The organism is Streptomyces rhizoryzae (assembly GCF_023155275.1).
GTDB classification, from domain to species: domain Bacteria; phylum Actinomycetota; class Actinomycetes; order Streptomycetales; family Streptomycetaceae; genus Streptomyces; species Streptomyces rhizoryzae.
Map to the genome: position 1 here is coordinate 38,996 of NZ_JALMUV010000024.1, position 18,016 is coordinate 57,011.

An 18,016-nucleotide genomic window follows, 5' to 3' on the forward strand; every position below is an offset into this window, starting at 1 on the left:
GGTTTTTGCCGGGGCTTTCCGGGGCCGGGCCCCGTCCTCACTCGTTGTGGAGGGCGTACTGCCAGGCGCCGGCGCCCGAGCCCTTCCAGTCGATGCTCCAGAGGGTGTCTTCGATGTGCTGGCGCAGGACGTCGGCCTCGTCGCGGTTGTCGAGGTCGGCCAGGAGGCGGCGGCCGGTGACGAAGGCGGCGGCCATGGTGAGGAAGTTCTCCAGACCGGTGGCGACCAGGACGCCGTCCTCGGCGGTGGGGTCGTCGTCCTCGACGGGGCAGCGCAGGACGTGGCCGGTGGGGCCGTCGAGGACGACGTAGCCGCCCATCCACTGACCGAGGCGGTGGAACGGGCCGTCGTCGCCGGGCTGTTCGGGGTGGTCCTCCGGCCACTCGATTTCCTGGAGGAAGTCCGGGTGGGACGGCTGGAGGGCGAGCCCTTGGTCGTCGAACTCGGGGAGGCCGTCCTCGGTGAGGATCCGGCGGGCCGTGGGGTCGGTGAGGTCCTCGGGGAGGTCCTCGGAGGGCATGGTGACGTACGCGTCGGTGCCGTAGAGGTCCGCCAGGTCCCGGGGGGAGGGGGCGGGGGCGCCGGCGGGCGTGGTTGCCACGGTGGCGGTGAGGGTGCCCAGGAGGGGTTCCCTGCTGTCCGGGTCGCTGAAGGCGGTGACGGGTGCGTCCGGGTGGGGCTGGAGGGCGAGGATGCCGCCGGGTCCGGACAGGACGAGGGGCGCGGGGCGGCCGGGGGAGAGGGGGGTCCCGGTGTCCAGGCGGACGTTCAGGAGGGATTCCAGGACGCCGTCGACGGTTTCGGCGGTGTCGGCCGCGTGGTGGAGTTCGCGGAGCGAGGCCGGGCCCGGTGTGGGGTGCTCGCCGGTGGCCCAGGCCAGGTCGGCGCGGGCGTCGGCGGGGAAGTCGTCGTCCGCGGGCCAGGGGCCGGCGAGGAGGGTGCCGGAGGCCAGGTCCCAGCCGTGCAGGTGGTCGCCGGAGGACAGGACGGCGGGGCGCCCCTGCCAGCGGACGGGGTACGGGGTGTCGACCGGGCCGGGGTGCAGATAGGCGGGGTGGCAGCCGCCCGGGGGACGCCAGTGGGTCCAGAGGGTGGTCCACGCGAGGCGGATGCCCGAGCGCTCGATGCCCTCGGCCAGTGCGGTGTCCGCGCGGGCCGTGGCCATGAGGTGGAGCCAGGCGGCCCAGGTGGGCTGATCGGGTCGGTGGACGCCGTACATCCCCAGGTGTACGGCGTCCGCGGCCGGATTGTTGCCGGGCAGGGAGCCGTCGTGGGCGCAGTGGGCGGCGTCCACGAGGGCGTCCGGGGGGAGCTGTGCGACGACCGTGCCGTCGGTGAGCAGTGCGTCGAGGACGTCCGTGCCCGCTTGGGCGGCGTGCATGGCGATGCCGTCGGCGGCGTAGCGCCCGACGGGGCCGGACGCGGCCCAGCCGTCGGGGTGGCGGAGAGCGGGGGCCTGCTCGCGGAGCCAGGTGACCAGGTGGCGGCCGACGGCGGCGGGCAGCTCGGGGCCGTACGCCCGGCGGATCGCGTCGGCGGTGCCCTCGTCGCGGAAGGCGACGTGGCCGTCGGCGCAGTGGAGGTGGTCGGGGAACCGACGGGCCAGGGCGGCCAGTTCGTCGTCGGTGGTGCCGTCGGTGGGCTCGCCGGTGGCGGTATCCGGGGCGGTGAGGCCGGCGGCGCGGGCCGCGGTGATCAGCTCGCGCCAGACGGCCAGGGGGACCCGGCGGGGCTCGGAGAAGGCGAGGGCCCGGACGGGGGCGGGGAGGGCGGCGGGGTCCGGCGGAGCCGCCCCGCCGGCCGGGTCGGCGAGGCGCAGGGTGATGCTCCCCCTGCGCTGCTTGTGGTCCCCGGGCACGGCCAGGACCGTGCCGAGGCCGCTGATGAGCCGGAGCCTGTCGGCCAGATGCCGCACCACCAGCTCGGGCTGCGCGGAACGGCGGGTGGGGCCGGCGGAGCGGGCGTGGTCGATCAGCACCAGGTGGTCCCGGCCGAGCTTCCGTACCCGGCCACCCCACTCGAAGGCGTAGTGGCACCCCGCCAGCACGCCCAGTTCGTCCAGAAGTTCGCGGAGCAGGCCCTCCGCCGACTTCCCGGCCGCGTCGAGCAGGACGCTGCCGGGCACCCGCCGGTGCACCTCCCGGACCACCGCCTCGGCGGCGCCGTGGTCCCCGTCCACCGCGAGGTGCACCAGGCTCGCGTCGTCGCGGTGGTTCTCCCACCAGTCGACGACGCGGTCGGCAGCCTGATCGGGGGGCAGGAGGGGCTGGTCGGCGGTCGGTTCTGTCACTGGGAACTCGCTTGCGGAGAAACGATGTGCGTCATGGACTTCGCCCAGAGCTGGCCCACGACGGCGAGATGCCGGTCCATTTCGGCCGTCATCTCCTTTTCGGCTGGCGACTCTACCTTCTTCACGGCGTTGTTGATTTTCTTGCTGATGTCCTTCAGTGCCTCGCGGCGCTGGGTCTCGTCCTGGATCTGGTTCGCCTTGTCGATCTGGGACGCGTACTTCTTGCGCTGCTTCTCCCGCTCGTCTGCGCGCGCCTCCAGGCCCTCAGGATCGGTGCGGTACGTCGTGCTGTAGTACACCGGCTTTCCGTGCATGGACGCGTGCGAATCGAGCAGTCGGGAGCAGTGTGCGTGCCCCTGGCCGCTGCCACAGGGCTCCCGTTCCGTGTAGAGGCTGGCGACGGTGTACTTCTGGCCGTCGGGCTTCAGTGAATTCTGCCGTTCCACCCAGTCCAGCAGGTGCCGTTCCGAGTGCCGCGGGGTCACGCCGCTGCGGTCGGCGGGGACGGAGGAATCGACGATATAGGTGGTGTTCCCCTTGTGGTCGGTGACTTCGACCACCGCGTAGTTCTTGCCGGAGAAATCAGGCTTGTGCCGGCCGATGGCATCGACGATGTTGTGGACTTCCGCGGCGTTCGGTTTGGCCTTGCTCTTGCCGGTGAGCTGCTCGTGGAGGGACGAGATGTCGCTCGGTGCGTCGCCCTCCTTACGGTACTTCGGCGGGAAATTGGGCTTCGCGTCCTCGCGTGATTGCGCGCTCACCGGCCGGTCCGAGGACTTGGCCGGGTCCGGGGTGCCGTCCGCGCGGTTGCCGGCGTTGGCGTACGGCTGGGAGTCGTGGTTCGGGTTGTGGCCGACGCCCTGGCTCTCGTGGTAGTCGCTGCTCACGCGGGCGAGCGTGGCGACCACCGCCATGCGCTCACCGTCGTTCATCCGCCGGAATTCGTCACCGAGGTGGTGCTCCAGCTGCTGGTGGGTGAACGCGGTGGGCGGGGGGTGCTCGCCGTCCTTGAGCGCGGCGCGCTCCGCCTGGAGGCGCTGGTGCGACTCCTCCAGGAGGTTGGACAGCCGTCCGTCCTCCGCCCAGTGGAGCATCTGGTCGTGGACGTGGTCCAGCTCGATGCGGTGGACGGGCGAGTGGTCGCGCAGTGACTGCTGCTCGGCGTCCGGTTCGAGGCCCAGCTGCTGCTGGTGCGGGTCCTCGCGGTCCGGGAGCGGGCGGCGGTCGTGGTCGGTGTCGTGGTCGGCGTCCGTCATGTGGACGTCGTGATCGGCGTCGTGGTGGCCCGGGGAGTGGGACGGCTCGTCCACGTCCATGGGTTCCGGCGAGTGGTGCTGGCCGGGCGTCGGGTGCGCCCCCGGGTCCGGCGGCGGGAGCATGCCGGGGTTGCGCGGCGGGGCCGCGGCGTGCGGCTGCTCGGAGCCGGTGTGCGGCGGCTGGTGCGCGGGGCCGTGCTCCGGCGTGTGGTCGGCGGAGTGCTCGGGCTTGGTGTGGTCCGGGGTGTGCTCGGGCTTGGTGTGGTCCGGCGCGGCGGGGTCCTGGTGGTGCGGGGTGTTCCCGTCGGCGGTGTCGTGGTGGGTCTCCGGCGCGCCCCCGGGGTGCTGGTTGGGAGCGTGCTGCGGGTAGGGCGGGTGCTGCTGGTACGGGTGTTGCGGCTGGTGCTGCTGGTACGGGTGCTGGGGCTGGCCCTGGTAGGGCTGCTGCGGGTGCTGGACGTGCGGCTGCTGCGGGTGTTGTTGCTGCGGCACGTGCGGCTGCTGCGGCACGTGGGGCTGCTGGTGCGGTGCCGGGGCGTGCTGCTGCTGGGGGTGCGGCTGCTGGTAGGGGTTCTGCGGGTGCTGCTGCTGCGGGTGCTGCTGCTGCGGGTGCTGGTACTGGGGGTGCTGTGGCTGCTGCTGGTAGGGGTGCTGAGGCTGCTGGCCCTGGTGCGGCTGCTGCTGGTACGGGTGTTGGGGCTGCTGGCCCTGGTGCGGCTGCTGGTACGGGTTGTGCTGCTGGTACGGCTGCTGGTGCTGGGGCTGGCCCTGGTGCTGCTGGTACGGGTTGGGCTGCTGGTGCGGCTGCTGCTGGGGGTGCGGCTGCTGGTAGGGGTTCTGCGGGTGCTGCTGCTGCGGGTGCTGCTGCTGCGGGTGCTGGGCGTACGGGTTGTGCTGCTGCGGTTGCGGCTGGGCGTACGGGTTGTGCTGCTGCGGTTGGGGCTGGTGCTGGCCGTACTGGGGCTGGCCGTAGTGCGGCTGCTGATGCTGCTGCGGCTGGCCGTATTGGGGCTGCGGGTGCTGCTGCTGCGGGTGCTGTTGCGGATACGGCTGCTGGTGCTGCGGCTGCTGCTGTACCTGCGGGTAGTGCGGTTGCTGCTGTACCTGCGGGTGCTGGGGCTGCTGCTGGTAGGGGTGCTGGGGCTGCTGGCCCTGGTGCGGCTGCTGTTGCGGGTACGGCTGCTGGTGTTGGGGCTGCTGCTGTACCTGGGGCTGCTGCTGTACCTGGGGGTGCTGCTGCACCTGAGGTTGCGGCTGCACCTGGGGGTGCTGGGGCTGGTTGTGCTGGGGGTACTGCGGGTTCTGGTGCTGCGGTTGGGGCTGCTGGTGCGGCTGCTGCTGCGGCTGCGGCTGGTGCTGGTTTTGCTGCGGCTGCTGCTGGTTCTGCGGCTGGTGCTGGTTTTGCTGGGGGTGCTGGGACTGCTGCTGGTTCGGGTTCTGGTGCTGGGTGGCGGTGGGGTCGAAGGGCTTGCGGTTGCCGTCGAGGGTGAGGTGCCAGACGCCGTCCGCCTGGGTGTTGATGGGCTGGTGGCTGACCTTGCCGGTCTGGCTGTCGACCCAGACGACCTTGCCGTTGTGGTTGACCGCGTTGAAGACGTGGGCGCCGCCGCCCGAACCGTCCGCCTTCTTCGGCCACGTCACCAGGACGGCCGCGGCCGAGCCGTGGCCCGCCTGCTGGAGTTCGTGGGCGATGTTGTTGTAGCCGTCGTGGGCGTTCTGGCCGGAGTTGCGGAAGCTGGTGCCGGCCCACTGCTCGATGTTGTGCGTGCCGTTCCGTTCGCCGGAGCGGGTGTCGAGGTTGCCGTGCGCGTCCTTGTCGTACGTACGGGGCGCGGAGACCTGCGGGTTGCCGTACCAGGACTCCATGAACGAACGAGTGCAGTCGGCACAGTTGTTGGAGCGGCCGGGAACGCCGATGCCGCCGTCGTTCTGGTACTGGGACCAGGGCTGGAACGGGTCAGGGTGGACCTGCGGGGTGCCGTCCGGGTTGCGCGGGAAGTGGTGCTCCAGCGCCTGCTGGTCGTGCGGGAACGGCGAGTAGAGGCCGCCCGGGTGGTGGTTGAGGCCGGCCCGGATGTCGTTCAGGCTCGGCTGGTGGTGTGGCTGCTGCGGCTGATGCTGCTGCTGCGGGTGCTGGGCCTGCTGCTGGTGGTCCTGCGGCTGGTTCTGGTTGTGCGGCTGGTTCTGGTTGTGCTGCGGGGCGTGCTGGGGCGGCACCTGCTGCTGGGGCTGGTGCTGCTGCGGGTGGGGCTGGTTGGGGTGCTGCTGCTGTTGCGGGTGGTGGGGCTGCGGGTGGGGTTGGTTCGTGGGCTGCGGGTGGTGGCTCTGGAGCGTGGGCTGCTGGGGGTGGTGCTGCTGCGGCCCCGGCTGGTGCTGCTGCTGCGGGTGGTGCTGCGGCTGCGGCTGCTGGTGCGGTTGCTGGTGAGGCTGCTGCGGGTGGTGCGGCGTCGGCGTGCTGCCGGGGTGCTCGTTGCCCGGACGGTCGGAGTCGGGGCGGTTCGGCTCGGGGCGGCGCGGCTCCGGGCGGTTGGTGTCCGGGCGCGGCGACGGGCGGTTGTCGTCCGGACGCGGGGAGTTGGCCGTGGCCGGATGCGGCTGGTCGGCGTCCGGGCGGTGGGGCGCGTCGGGGCGCGGCGACTCCGGGCGCTTGCCGTCGGGGTGCGGCTCGGCGCCGTCGGGGCGGTGCTGCTCCTGGGGGCGGGAGTCGTGGTCCTGGGGACGGTCGTTCCCGGGCCGCTCGTCCTTGGGGTGGTCGTCCTTGGGCCGCTCGTCCTTGGGGTGACTGTCCTGGGGACGGTCGTCCTTCGGGTGGTCGTCCTTGGGGTGGTCGTCCTTGGGGTGGTCGGCCTGGGGACGGTTGTCCTTGGGGTGGTCGGTGGCGTCCGGGTGGTCGGCGTGCGGCTGCTGCGGGGAGTGCTGGGACTGCGGGTGCTGCTGGTCCGGGTGGGGCTGCTGGGCCTGCTGCGGGCGGTCCTGGTGCTGGGTCTCCGGGTGCGGCTGCGTGGTGTCCGGGCGCGGGGTCCGGTCCTGGTGGGGGGCGTCCGGGCCGGACGGGTGGGACTGCTCCGGGCGCGGGGTCTCGGGGCGCGGCTGGGCGCCTTCCGGACGCGGGGTGTTGTCCGGGTGGGTGGTGTCCGGGTGCGGCTGCTGGGAGCCGTTCCCCGTGTGAGTGCCGGTGCCGGTGCCGGTGTGGGAGTCGGTGGGGTGCTGGGTGCCCGGGTGAGGGGTGGCCGAGCCGGACGGGGGCTGCTGGGCGGGGCGGTTCTGGGACGGGACGGCGGGCTCGGGACGGCGGCGATCGGTGACGTCGTGGACGGCCTGGGTGCCGTCCGGGCGGCGGTTGGGGCCCGGGGCCGCCGCGTTGGGGCGCGGGCCGTCCAGCCGCGGGTTGTACGCCGGGCGGTCCGGCGTCCGCTGCTGGGTGACGTCGCGGACCACCTGCGACCCGTCCGGGCGGCGGTTGGAGCCCGCGCCGGAGCCGTCGGCCGTCGGACGGGCGGACGGGCCGCCGGGGGCGCCACCGGTCGCCGCGCCGCCGCCGTGGGAGGTGGGCGCGGCGGAGGGCATGCCCATCATCGGGCCGCCGGCCGACGGCGAGCCCTGCGACGTACCCGACCCGGTGGGCGCGTTGCCGCCGCCACCGGCGGAGTCGGTGGCGCTGCGCTGGGTGGGCGGGGGCGCCGTCAGGGTGTCGGCGGACTGGGTGCGGACGGTCGTGTCGTGGTCGTCGGCGGCGTGCGGCATGGGGTCGCCCGCCGCGGGGTCGCGGTGCTGGGCGGACGGCTGGCCGGCGGAGTGCTGGACGGGCGCGCCCTGCGAGGGGATGCCCACGTGCGGCATGGAGGGGCGGGCGCCCGTACCGGAGGAGCCGGACGAGTCGCCGTTGCCGGTGCCGTTCCCGCTGCCGGAGCCCGCGTCGTGGGACGGGGCCTGGTACGGAGTCGGGCGGTCGGACGCACCCTGGTCACCGTGGGAAGGCGCCTCGGGACCGGGGGAGTTGTGCGGGGAGGGGGCCGTGTGCTCCGGGGCCGGCTGGGTGCCGACCTGGTCCGGGTGGCTCTGGCTGGGGGTGTGCTGAGGGGTGCTCTCCGGGCCGTTGTGGGGGGCGGAGCCCTCCGGGGCGTTGTGGGGAGCGTTGTGGGGCGTGCTGTCCGCGGTGGGCCGGGGGGAGCCCTCCGGGCCGTTGTGGGGCGTGCTGTCCGGGGTGTGCTGGGGGGTGCTCTCCGGGGCGTTGTGGGGGGTGCTGTCCGGGGTGTGCTGGGGCGTGCTGTCCGGGCCGTTGTGGGGGGTGCTGTCCGGGGTGTGCTGGGGCGTGCTGTCCGGGGCGTTGTGCGGGGTGCTGTCCGGGGTGTGCTGCGGGGTGCTCTCCGGGCCGTTGTGCGGGGCGTTGTGGGGCGTGCCGTCCGCGGTGGGCTGGGGGGCGCCTTCCGGGGCGTTGTGGGGGGTCGGGCGTGCCGCGTCCGGGGTGTGGTCGGGGGCGGGCTGGGTGCTCACGCCGTCCGGACGGCCGGAGTTGGGGGTGTTGTCGGCCGTGGGGTGGGTGCTCACCCCGTCGGGGTGCCCGGAGTTCGGCGTGTGGCCGGAGTCGGAGCCGTTGGGGCCGCCGTCGGGGGTGGTGTGGCCCGCGTCGGGGGTGTGGCCCGACCCGTTCGCGCCGTCGTGACCGCCCGCCTGGTAGCCCTCGTCGAAGGGGGTGCGGTGCGACGGGTCCGGCAGCGGCTGCGGGGCGGGGCGGGGGTGGTCGGCGCCGCCGGTGGAGCTGTGGTCGGAGCCCGAACCGCCGCCGGAATTCGCCGTGTTGGAGCCGGAGTTGGCACCGGCACCGGAACCGGAACCGGAGTCGGTGTTGGCGTGGTCGGGGGTGGTGGTGGGGTTCTCGCCCGGGCGGGGGGCGTGCGACGACCCACCCGAACCGGAACCGGAGCCCGCACCGGACCCCGAGCCCGAGCCAGAGCCCGAACCCGAGTGATCGCCGGAGCCGGAGCCGGAGCCGGTGCCGGTGCCGGAGCCCGACCCGGCCCCCGACCCGGAGTGCTCCCCCGAGCCCGACCCGGAGCCGGACCCGGATCCCGACCCGGATCCACCGTGCTCCCCGGACCCCGAGCCGGACCCCGAACCCGATCCGGACCCGCCGTGCTCCCCCGACCCGGAGCCTGATCCGGAGCCGGAGCCCGACCCGGATCCGCTCTCCCCGCTCCCGTGTTCGCTGCCGCTTCCGCTGCCGTGTTCGCCGCCGCCGTGCTCACCGCCCCGGCCGGCCGCGTGGTCCAGGCCGGTGCGGGCGTGGTGGCCCGCCTTGCCGCCCAGGGCGTCGCGGAAGTTCGTACCGAAGTTCTCGCCGGTGTTCTTGAGGGAGTCCGTGGCCGCGTCGGTGCCGCTCTTCAGGCTGCGGTTGACGTCGAAGCCGCTCTGCGCGCCGAACGACATGTTGACGCCCTGCGCGATGGCGTCCGAGATCATCGCCTGCAACGCGTCCATGGCCGGCTGCTTGACGGTGTTCATGATCGCCTCGATCAGGGCGTCCCGCGCTTCCTTGAGGATGCGGCGGACGATGAGGCGGGTGGCTTGTGTCGCACCCGCCGCCCCGATTTCCGAGAGGCCGAAGGTGAAGGGCGCGGCCGCCTGGGCCGCGATGATCTCTGCCGCGAGGATCACCAACTGGGCGATCACCGCGACTTTCATCCCGACGATCACCACCGATCCGGCGTCCATGGCGAAGGCGATCAGCTCGGCGGCCTCGCGGGCGTCGTTGAGGTAGCCGTTGCCGCCGTCGGAGAACTTGTCCCAGGTCTTGCTGAAGCCGTCGATGCTGTCGCCGGTGTTGGCCGACAGGACGTTGCCCGCCGCCGTCACGCCCTCCGACTGGAGCTGCTCGACCATGTTCGCGAACTCCCGCCACTGGCTGGCGGATTCGTTCATCTTGTCCTCGTCGCCCGTCGGCCAGTCGAAGCCGAGCATCTGAAGGACCCACTCGAGCGCATCCGGCAGCATGAGTGACATTGGGAATCCCCCGTAGAACAGATGAAGCGATGGGTCGTGATGCGGGCGGCGTGGTGGAGCGCCGGGTGGCGGACCGCGGGTGCGGGCGCGCCGGGTGCGGAGCGGACGGGCGGGTGCCGGACGGGCCGGGGCCGGACCGGGCCGCCGGTGGCGCGCCGGCGGCGGTTGCCACCGGGCGGGCCTCCGAGCGGCCCCGTACGGCTCCGAGCGGTCCCGTACGGCCCCCTTGAACACGGAGTGCCGTGAACGGGTCCTGGGTGGGGCGTCGGGGCGTCAGGCCGGCCGTGGGGCCGGCCTCAGGCCGAGAGGTTGGGTGCCTTCATGTTGGTGACCAACTGGGTCTCGGCCTCGGCGTTGGCCACGTGCTGCTCCATCAAGGAGTGGGTGAAGTCCTCGTTGCTCGCGTGGTTGTCGGCCATGGTGTTCAGCGCGCCGCCGATCTCCTGGAGCTTGGCGGCGAGGTGACCCATCGACTCGTACATACCGTCGCGCAGGCCCTCGTAGACGACGCCGAACTTCGAGCCGATGTCGTCGTCCCCCCACGGAGGCGTGTCGGTGCCCTCCAGGTCGGTCAGCCCGTTCTTCAACTTCTCGACGGCGGACTGGTAGCGCTCGCCGATATTGGTGAAGGCGCTGCCGCCCGATTTCAGTGACGGTACGTCTGCTTGCAGACCGTCGCCGGCCATGGCCTCTCCCCCGTTCAAAGCTCGTCACATGTTGCCCGGCCTCAGGCAAAGTCTAGTCGCGGGCACCGACATCCCATCAAGACGCCTGTTGTCACAGGCCGGTCACCGATGCCCGCCGTGCGGACGTTGGGGAACTTCAGGGAGTTCCCGGGCGGTACCACTGCCGGTAGACCTCAATGGCCGATTCCGGCGGGAAGTTGGGCACACTGGTCACATCGCCGTTGGCCTTGTTGATGACGATGTTGCTGCCGCCCGGGGTGGCCGGCGGGGCGGTGGGGTCCTCGGGCGCGGGCCAGCCGGCGTGGATGAGGTAGCCCTCGTCGAATTCGTGGACGAAGAGCGAGACCGGGCCGTCCGGGGAGCCGACCGGCGGGAAGTGGGTGCGGCCGATCTCCAGGGCGTGGTCGGCGTCGGCCGGGACCACGGCGGGCCGGTCTCCGGGCTGCTGTCCGGGGACGGTGCTCGGCGGGTACGGCGGCGGCACGGGCGGCTGCGGAGGCTGGTTGCCGGCGGCTCCCTCGGGGGCGCCCGCCGGGCCGCCGGGCGCGTTGCCGCCGGGGCCGGCGCCGGCGTTCCCGGCCGGGTTGCCGGCTGCGGAGTCCGTCATGGAGGTCCCTCCTGTGTCGCGTCGCTCGGTCATGTCGGCTGTCATGACGGCTGGTCAGGCCGGAGTCACGCGCACGTCAAGGGGGCATCGGGGCGGCCCGGGGACCCCATGCGGGGCGACCCGGATACGGCCCGGAGGCGACCCGTGCACCTTGTGCGTGACCCGGCCCGGCCGACGGATCGGCCGATGACCAGCCCGGTCAACCTAACCGACGCCGGACGGGCGCGTTTGGTTCGCCCGCGCGCGGGACGCAACGGGAGGGGAGGGGGCGGGTGGTGTGTCCGGAGTGGCCCCGTTCGTCCGGTGGGCGGGAGGGCGGCGGTACGGACGGGCGCCGGTGGGTGGGGCGGGAGAGGAGGGAGCCGGGCGGGCGCCCTCGGCCCGTGCCGCGGCCGTCGGCCCCCGGCCCGGGTCCGCCCCCGGCTCACGCCCCCGGCTCACGCCCCCACGCGCCCCTGGACGAGCTGGGACAGGGCCGCGTGGACCTCCTCCACCGAGCGTTCCGGCTGGAAGGACTGCCAGTCCAGGGCGGCGACCAGCACCATGCCCAGCAGGGCGGAGGCGGTGAGCGGGACGTCCAGTTCGCCGCTCAGCTCCCCGGCGCGCACGGCGTCCCGCAGCACCGACTCGACGACCGCCAGGGCGCGGCCCCGTACGGAGGTGAGGGTGGCCCGCCAGGTGCGGTTGGTGCGCCAGAGTTCGGCGACGTAGAGCTGGGTGAGCGCGGGGGAGCCGGCGATGAAGTCCAGGCCGGCGCGGATCATCGCGTCGAGGGCGTCGACCCGGGTGCCGCCGCGGGCCACGGTGCGGTCGGCGGCGGTGCGCAGGGAGGCGGCGAGCAGGTCGATGCCGTCCCGCAGGAGCTCCTCGTAGAGGACGTTCTTGCTGCTGAAGTTGTAGTAGACGGTGCCCTTGGCGACGCCGGCCCGTTCGGCGATCTCGTCCACCGTGGTGGCGGAGAAGCCCTGTTCGGCGATGAGGGTGACGGCGGCGTCGAAGAGCCGGCGGCGGGTGGTGGCGCGCCGCGGCGGGGCGGATACGGGGGCGGGGGCGGCGCCGGGGATGGCGCCGCCCCCGTTTCCGGAGCGGATGCTCACAGGCTGAGCTCCGGGTGCAGGTCCTTCATCCGGACCACCTGGCGGCCGCGGGCCGCGAGGGCGGTCAGGGCCAGCGCGCCGAGCGTGAACGCGGCGAGCACGATGCTGCCCTGCCGGACGATGTCCAGGTCGCCGCCGGTGATCAGCCGGCGCAGCCCGTCCACCACGTAGCTCATCGGCAGGAACGGGTGGACCGCCGAGAAGAACGACGGGCTGGTCTGCACCGGGTAGGTGCCGCCCGCGGAGGTCAGCTGGAGCATCAGGATGACCAGGGTCAGCACCCGGCCGGCCGGGCCGAAGACGGCGCTCAGCAGCTGGATGACGGCGGTGAAGCAGGCCGTGGCCAGCACCAGGAAGCCGATGGTGGCGCCCGCGCGGGCCATCTCCAGGCCGAGGGCCCAGTGCAGCACGGCCATCAGGGCCAGCACCTGGATGACGCCGATGGCGAAGGCCGGCAGCCAGGAGCCGAGGGCGATCCGCCAGCCGGGCGCGCCCGCGGCCAGCGCCCGCTTGCCGAGCGGCTGGAGCAGCATGTACGCGACCATCGCGCCGACCCAGAGGGAGAGCGGGATGAAGTACGGGGCGAGGCCGGTGCCGTAGTTGGGCGCCTTGTGCATCGACTTGGCGGCCAGCTGGACGGGGTCGGACATCACGCCGGTGCGGTCGTCGCGGTCCTTCTTGTCGTAGTCGGGGATCTTGGCGACGCCGTCGTGCAGGCCGGTGGCCAGCTGGTTGGCGCCGTCCTTGAGCTTGTACAGGCCGCCGCTGAGCTTCTCGGCGCCGTCGTGGGCGGTACCGAGGCCGCTGTGCAGCTGGCCGGCGCCGTCGGCGAGGTCGCCGGCGCCCTGGTGGAGCTTGCCGGCGCCGTCGGCGAGGTCGCCCGCGCCGTTGGCGAGGGTGCCCAGACCGGTGGCGAACTGGCCGGCGCCGTCGGCGACCTTGTGGGCACCGGCGTTGAGCGCGTTGAGCTGGGCGAGCTGGCCGTCGGCGTTCTTGACGACGTCCGGCACCTGGTCGGCGACCATCTGGGCGCCCTGGTGCACCTCGCGGAGCTTGGCCCGCATCCGGCCGAAGTCCGCGCGGGCGATGTCGTTGTTGACCTTCTCCGCCAGGTCCGCCCCGGCGGCGGCGCCGACCGCGGTGCCCTTCATCTGCGCGCAGTCGGCGTCGGTGTTCCCGCCGGTGCACCGCTTCTCGTACAGCTCCTCGGCCTCCTGGGCGCTCTTGCGCGTCTGGGTGGCGGCCTTGGCGGAGTTGGCCGGCAGCTTGGCGAGGAAGTCGTCCAGGTCCGCGGTGAGGTTGGCGACGAACCGCGCGCCGTCCGCGATCTCCTTGCCGTGCTTCTTGAGGTACGGCAGGTCCTTCTTGGCCAGCCCGTCGACCTTGTCGACGAGCTGCTGGGTGCCGTCGGCGACCTGGCTCGCGCCCTGGCTGAGCTGCTTGGCCTTGGAGGCCGCCTGCGCCGCGCCGTTGCTGAGGTCCCCGGCGCCCTTGTCGAGCTTGCCGGCGCCGTTGCTGAGGTCGCCCGCGCCCTTGTCGAGCTTGCCGGCGCCGTCGTTCAACTTGCCCAGGCCGTCGGCCAGTTCGCCGGTCTTCTCGCGGGCGGTGCCCAGGCCGTCGTCGACCTTGCCGGCGCCGTCGGCGGCCTTGGCGGTCTGGTCGTGCAGGTCGGAGAAGGAGACGAAGATCTTGTCGAGGAAGGCCCGGGTGGACTTCGACGAGGTCTTGGCGCGGATCTCCGAGAAGACCGTCTTGGAGATCGAGCCGACGATGTAGTTGTTGGCGTCGTTGGTGCGGACCTGGAGCGCGCCGGTCTGCGGGTCGGCACCGCCGCTGGAGGCGATCTTCCGGCTGAAGTCCTTGGGGACGGTCAGCGAGAGGTAGTAGTCGCCCTTCTCCAGCCCCTTGGCGGCGTCGGCGGCGCTGACCTCCTCCCAGTCGAAGGTCTTGCTGTCCTTGACGTTCTTGGCCAGGTCGGCGCCGGCGGTCAGCTTCTTGCCGTCGGCGGTGGCGCCCTGGTCCTCGTTGACCAGGGCGACCGGGATCTTGTCCAGCCGGCTGTAGGGGTCCCAGAAGGAGCAGAGGTAGAGCGCTCCGTACAGCAGCGGGATCAGCATCAGGGCGACCAGGCCCAGCCGGGGCAGCTTGCCCCGGCCGAAGCGCCGGAGCTCAAGCGCGGCCAGTCTCGGCGAACGCATGGGCCGCATCCTCCTCGTGGGTGTCGGGCTCGGGGGTGTCGGTGGGGGCGGGTGCCGCGGCCGCGGCGGCCGGGGCGGTGGAGACGACCAGGGCGTCCGCCGGGGCGTCGGAGGCGACGGCGAGGACGGTGGTGCCGGCCAGCGCCAGATCGCGCAGCAGCTGCCAGGCGGCGGCACGTTCGTCCGCCGAGAGCTTGAGGTCGAGGTCGTCGACGGCCAGCAGGCGCGGCTGGTGCATCACCCCGAGGGCCACCGACAGCCGCAGCGCCTCCAGCCGCTCCAGGTCGCGGACGCAGGTCCGCAGCCCCTTGGGGAGGGTGTCCGGGTCGAGTCCGGCGGCCGCCAGCGCGCTGTCGATCCGGGCCCGGACGGCCTCCTTGTGGCGCCGCCCCCAGGGGAGCGCGCCGAGCGGGGAGCCTTCCAGGCGGGGCGCCAGGAGGGCCTGCTCCCGCAGGTGTTCGGCGACGGTGAGGGCCGGTTCGAGGTCGGTGACGCCGGGGACGTGGGCGAGGGCGGTCCGGCCGCGGACCGTGCCCATCCGCTTGGGCAGCGGGAAGCCGGCGACCGTGGCGTGGCCCTCGGTCAGCCGCATCCGTCCGGTGAGCGCGAGCAGCAGGCAGGTGCGTCCGGAACCGGACGGGCCCTGCACCGCGATCAGCGACCCCGGGTCCGCGGTGATGTCGACGCCTCTGAAGGCCCAGCCGCGCGGGCCCTTCACTCCGATTCCCCGGGCGTTGACGGCCGCCCCCTGGCGGGTGGTCTCCACAGCCCCTCCTTTTGTTCTGACTGGTCAGTCTAAAAGTGTGCCGTACGGGGCCCGTCTTGACCAATCGAGGCCGTGGGTGGGGCCGGAAACCGACGGCGGTGGCCGGAAATTGATGTGTCGGCGGCAAACGGGTGACCGCAGCGGCTCCGGCCCCCTAGGGTGCGCAGACGTCAGGCAGAGCCGAGGCTGGGTCCGTGCCGTGAGCGCGCGGCACCGGCCGCACGCGGACGGAGAGCCATGCACCACACGGAGCGGACACCCCAGCCACCGGGACGGCGGGACGCGGCGGAGCGCAGATCCGCCACCCGGTCCCCGCAGGAGGCCGCGCCGCCGCCGCGACGGCCGCGCCGGACCCGCGGCCCGCTGGCCGCCCTGGTCGCCGCCGCCCTCCTGGGCGCCCTGGCCCCCGCCGTCCCGGCCGCCGCGGCCGGCCCCGCGGCCCCCGCCCCGGAGGACGACCGGACCTCGTGCACGGCCGGCGGCTGGGCGGCCACCGCCACCGCCCCCGACCCCGCGGACGGCTACCACGCCTACGTCGGCAACGGCTACCTCGGCCAGCGGGTCCCGCCCAACGGGATGGGCTACGCCGCGCCCGGCGGCACCACCGGCTGGCCGCTGAAGACCCCGGAGTACGACGGCTCCTTCGTCTCCGGCCTCTACGCCAAGGGCCCGGCGAACCTCCAGGGCCGCCAGGCCATCGCCGCGCTCCCCACCTGGACCACCCTCGACGTCACCGCGGGCGGCCCGCACGCCGAAACGTTCACCTCGGCCACCGCGCCGGTCCGCATCAGCCACTACCGCCAGACCCTCTCCTGGCGCTGCGGCTTCGTCCGCACCTCGCTGACCTGGACCGCCGCCGACGGCCGGGCCACCGACCTGGTCTACGACGTGCTCGCCGACCGGGCCGACGCGCACACCGCCGCGGTCCGCCTGCGGATGACGCCGCACTGGAGCGGCGAGGCGGCCGTCACCGACACCCTCGACGGCCGCGGTGCCCGCCGGCTGCGGCCCGCCGGACCGGCCCCGGGCGGCGGGCGGCCCGGCACGGTCCTGGTCGGCTTCCGTACCGACGGCACCGGGACCGCGGGCGCGGTCGCCTCCACGCTGCGCGCCGGCCCCGGCGTCCCGGCCGCCCGGCCCCGCCCCGTACCCCCGGCGGGCGGCACCGGCACCACCGCCGGGCAGCTGACCGCCGGCCAGCGGCTGGCCTTCCCGGTCCGCCGCGGCCACACCTACGAGCTGGCCAAGTACGTCGGCGTGGACACCGCGCTCACCTCGCGCAGCCCCCGCACCGCCGCCGAGGACGCCTCCCGCCGGGCCGCCGGCCGCGGCTGGGCGGCCCTGGCGGCCCGGCACCGCGCCGCCTGGCGGGAGCTGTGGCGCAGCGACATCGAGGTGGCCGGGGCGCCCGCGCTGGAGACCTGGGTCCGCTCGGCGGAGTACGGACTGCTCGCCGCGACCCGCCGGGGCAGCGCCAACAGCATCGCGCCCACCGGCCTGACCAGCGACAACTACGCCGGCGAGATCTTCTGGGACGCCGAGACCTGGATGTATCCCGGTCTGCTGGCCACCCATCCCGACCTCGCCAAGTCCGTCGTCGACTACCGCTACCGCACCCGCGACGCCGCCCGCGCGAACGCCCGCCGCCTCGGCTACCGCGGACTCTTCTACCCCTGGACCAGCGGGGGCACCGGCGATCTGCGGACCGAATGCCACAGCTGGGACCCGCCGCACTGCCGGACCCAGAACCACCTGATGGGCGACATCTCGCTGGCCGCCTGGCAGTACTACCTCGCCACCAAGGACACCGCCTGGCTGCGCTCCCGGGGCTGGCCGGTCCTGGCGGGCATCGCCGACTTCTGGGCCTCCCGCGCCACCCGCAACGCCGACGGCAGCTACTCCGTCAAGGACGTGGCCGGCCCCGACGAGTACAGCAACGGCGTCGACGACGCGGTCTTCACCAACGCCGGCGCCGCCACCGCCCTGCGCCACGCCGTCCGCGCCGCCACCCTCCTGGGGGAACGCGCCCCGGCCTCCTGGACGGCGGTCGCCGACAAGCTGCGGATCCCCTACGACGGCCGCCGCCACGTCTTCGAGCAGTACGCCGGGTACCGGGGGACGACCATCAAGCAGGCCGACACGGTCCTGCTGATGTACCCGCTTCAGTGGCCGATGACCCGGCAGCGGGCCGCCGCCACCCTGGACTACTACGCGGCCCGCACCGACCCCGACGGCCCGGCCATGACCGACTCGGTGCACGCCATCGACGCCGCCGCCCTCGGGGAGCCGGGCTGCGCCACGTACACCTACCTCCAGCGCGCGATCCGGCCGTTCGTCCGGGGGCCGTTCGCGCTGTTCTCCGAGGCGCGCGGGGCGAAGGCCGGTGCCGACGACCCGCACGCCGGCCGGCCCGCGCAGGACTTCCTCACCGGCAAGGGCGGCTTCCTCCAGGTCTTCACCAACGGCCTGACCGGGCTGCGGATGACCGAGGACCGGGTCCGCCTGGACCCGCTGCTGCCGCCGCAGCTGGCCGCCGGCGTCACCCTGCGCGGCCTGCACTGGCAGGGCCGCACCTTCGACGTCGCGCTGCGCGCGCACCAGACCACCGTGCGGCTGACCTCCGGCCCGGCCCTGCCGCTGGCCACCCCCGAGGGCGACAAGCTGGTCAGCCGCGGCGTCCCCGCCGTCCTCAAGACCCGCCGCCCCGACCTCGCCGCCACCGGTGACGCCGCCCGCTGCGCCGCCGCCACCGCGACCTCCGAGGAGCCGGGGATGTACGCCGGCGCCGCGGTGGACGGCAACGCCACCACCGCCTGGGTCCCGGCCGCCGCCGACGGCACCCTCACCGTCGACCTCGGCCGCGAGCTGGCCGTCGGGCAGATCACCCCGCACTGGACCGCCACCCGCCCCGCGTCGTACACCGTGCAGGTCTCGCGCGATGGCCGGCACTGGACCGGTACCGGCTACGCGGGCCGCAGCCCCGCCCGCTACGTCCGCGTCACCGTGCACGGCGGCCCGCCCGCCGCCGGCGGCAAGCCCGCCCCGCGGCCCGGCCTGGCCGAGCTGGAGGTGGACCGGGCGCGCTGACCCGCCACCGGGGCGGCGGCCGGGAGGTG

General features: G+C 74.1%; 8 protein-coding genes. 1 reads left to right on the plus strand and 7 read right to left on the minus strand.

Annotated elements, in window-relative coordinates; translation table 11 throughout:
* Window positions 1-37: 37 nt before the first annotated feature.
* The 7 genes from MUU72_RS35630 to MUU72_RS19950 all read right to left on the minus strand — a co-directional run bounded on the left by MUU72_RS35630 (window position 38) and on the right by MUU72_RS19950 (window position 14,900).
* On the minus strand, window positions 38-2,290 hold the full coding sequence (locus MUU72_RS35630) for an SUKH-4 family immunity protein (protein ID WP_248014680.1): 2,253 nt from the start codon (window positions 2,288-2,290) through the stop codon (window positions 38-40).
* Window positions 2,287-9,546, minus strand: coding sequence for a toxin glutamine deamidase domain-containing protein (locus tag MUU72_RS35345; RefSeq protein WP_282504328.1), 7,260 nt, complete (start codon window positions 9,544-9,546; stop codon window positions 2,287-2,289). Before MUU72_RS35345 ends, MUU72_RS35630 begins: the two co-directional genes overlap by 4 nt.
* Before the next feature lie 296 nt (window positions 9,547-9,842).
* Entirely contained in the window at window positions 9,843-10,232 is a 390-nt protein-coding gene (locus MUU72_RS19930; protein ID WP_248014681.1) for a WXG100 family type VII secretion target, read from the minus strand.
* 136 nt (window positions 10,233-10,368) lie between these two features.
* Window positions 10,369-10,839, minus strand: coding sequence for an SUKH-4 family immunity protein (locus MUU72_RS19935; protein WP_248014682.1), 471 nt, complete (start codon window positions 10,837-10,839; stop codon window positions 10,369-10,371).
* 437 nt (window positions 10,840-11,276) lie between these two features.
* Entirely contained in the window at window positions 11,277-11,936 is a 660-nt protein-coding gene (locus MUU72_RS19940; protein ID WP_372503223.1) for a TetR/AcrR family transcriptional regulator, read from the minus strand.
* Window positions 11,933-14,134, minus strand: a complete 2,202-nt coding sequence (locus MUU72_RS19945) for a YhgE/Pip domain-containing protein (RefSeq protein WP_248014683.1) — start codon at window positions 14,132-14,134, stop codon at window positions 11,933-11,935. Before MUU72_RS19945 ends, MUU72_RS19940 begins: the two co-directional genes overlap by 4 nt.
* Window positions 14,106-14,900 (minus strand): ATP-binding cassette domain-containing protein, encoded by a 795-nt coding sequence (locus MUU72_RS19950; protein ID WP_248014684.1) that lies wholly within the window; start codon window positions 14,898-14,900, stop codon window positions 14,106-14,108. The genes MUU72_RS19945 and MUU72_RS19950 overlap by 29 nt, the downstream gene beginning before the upstream one ends.
* Window positions 14,901-15,137: 237 nt before the next feature.
* Here MUU72_RS19950 and MUU72_RS19955 point away from each other — a divergent pair, with 237 nt between their 5' ends.
* A complete protein-coding gene (locus tag MUU72_RS19955; RefSeq protein WP_248014685.1) occupies window positions 15,138-17,987 on the plus strand; it encodes a discoidin domain-containing protein in 2,850 nt (949 codons plus the stop codon).
* Window positions 17,988-18,016 lie beyond the last annotated feature (29 nt).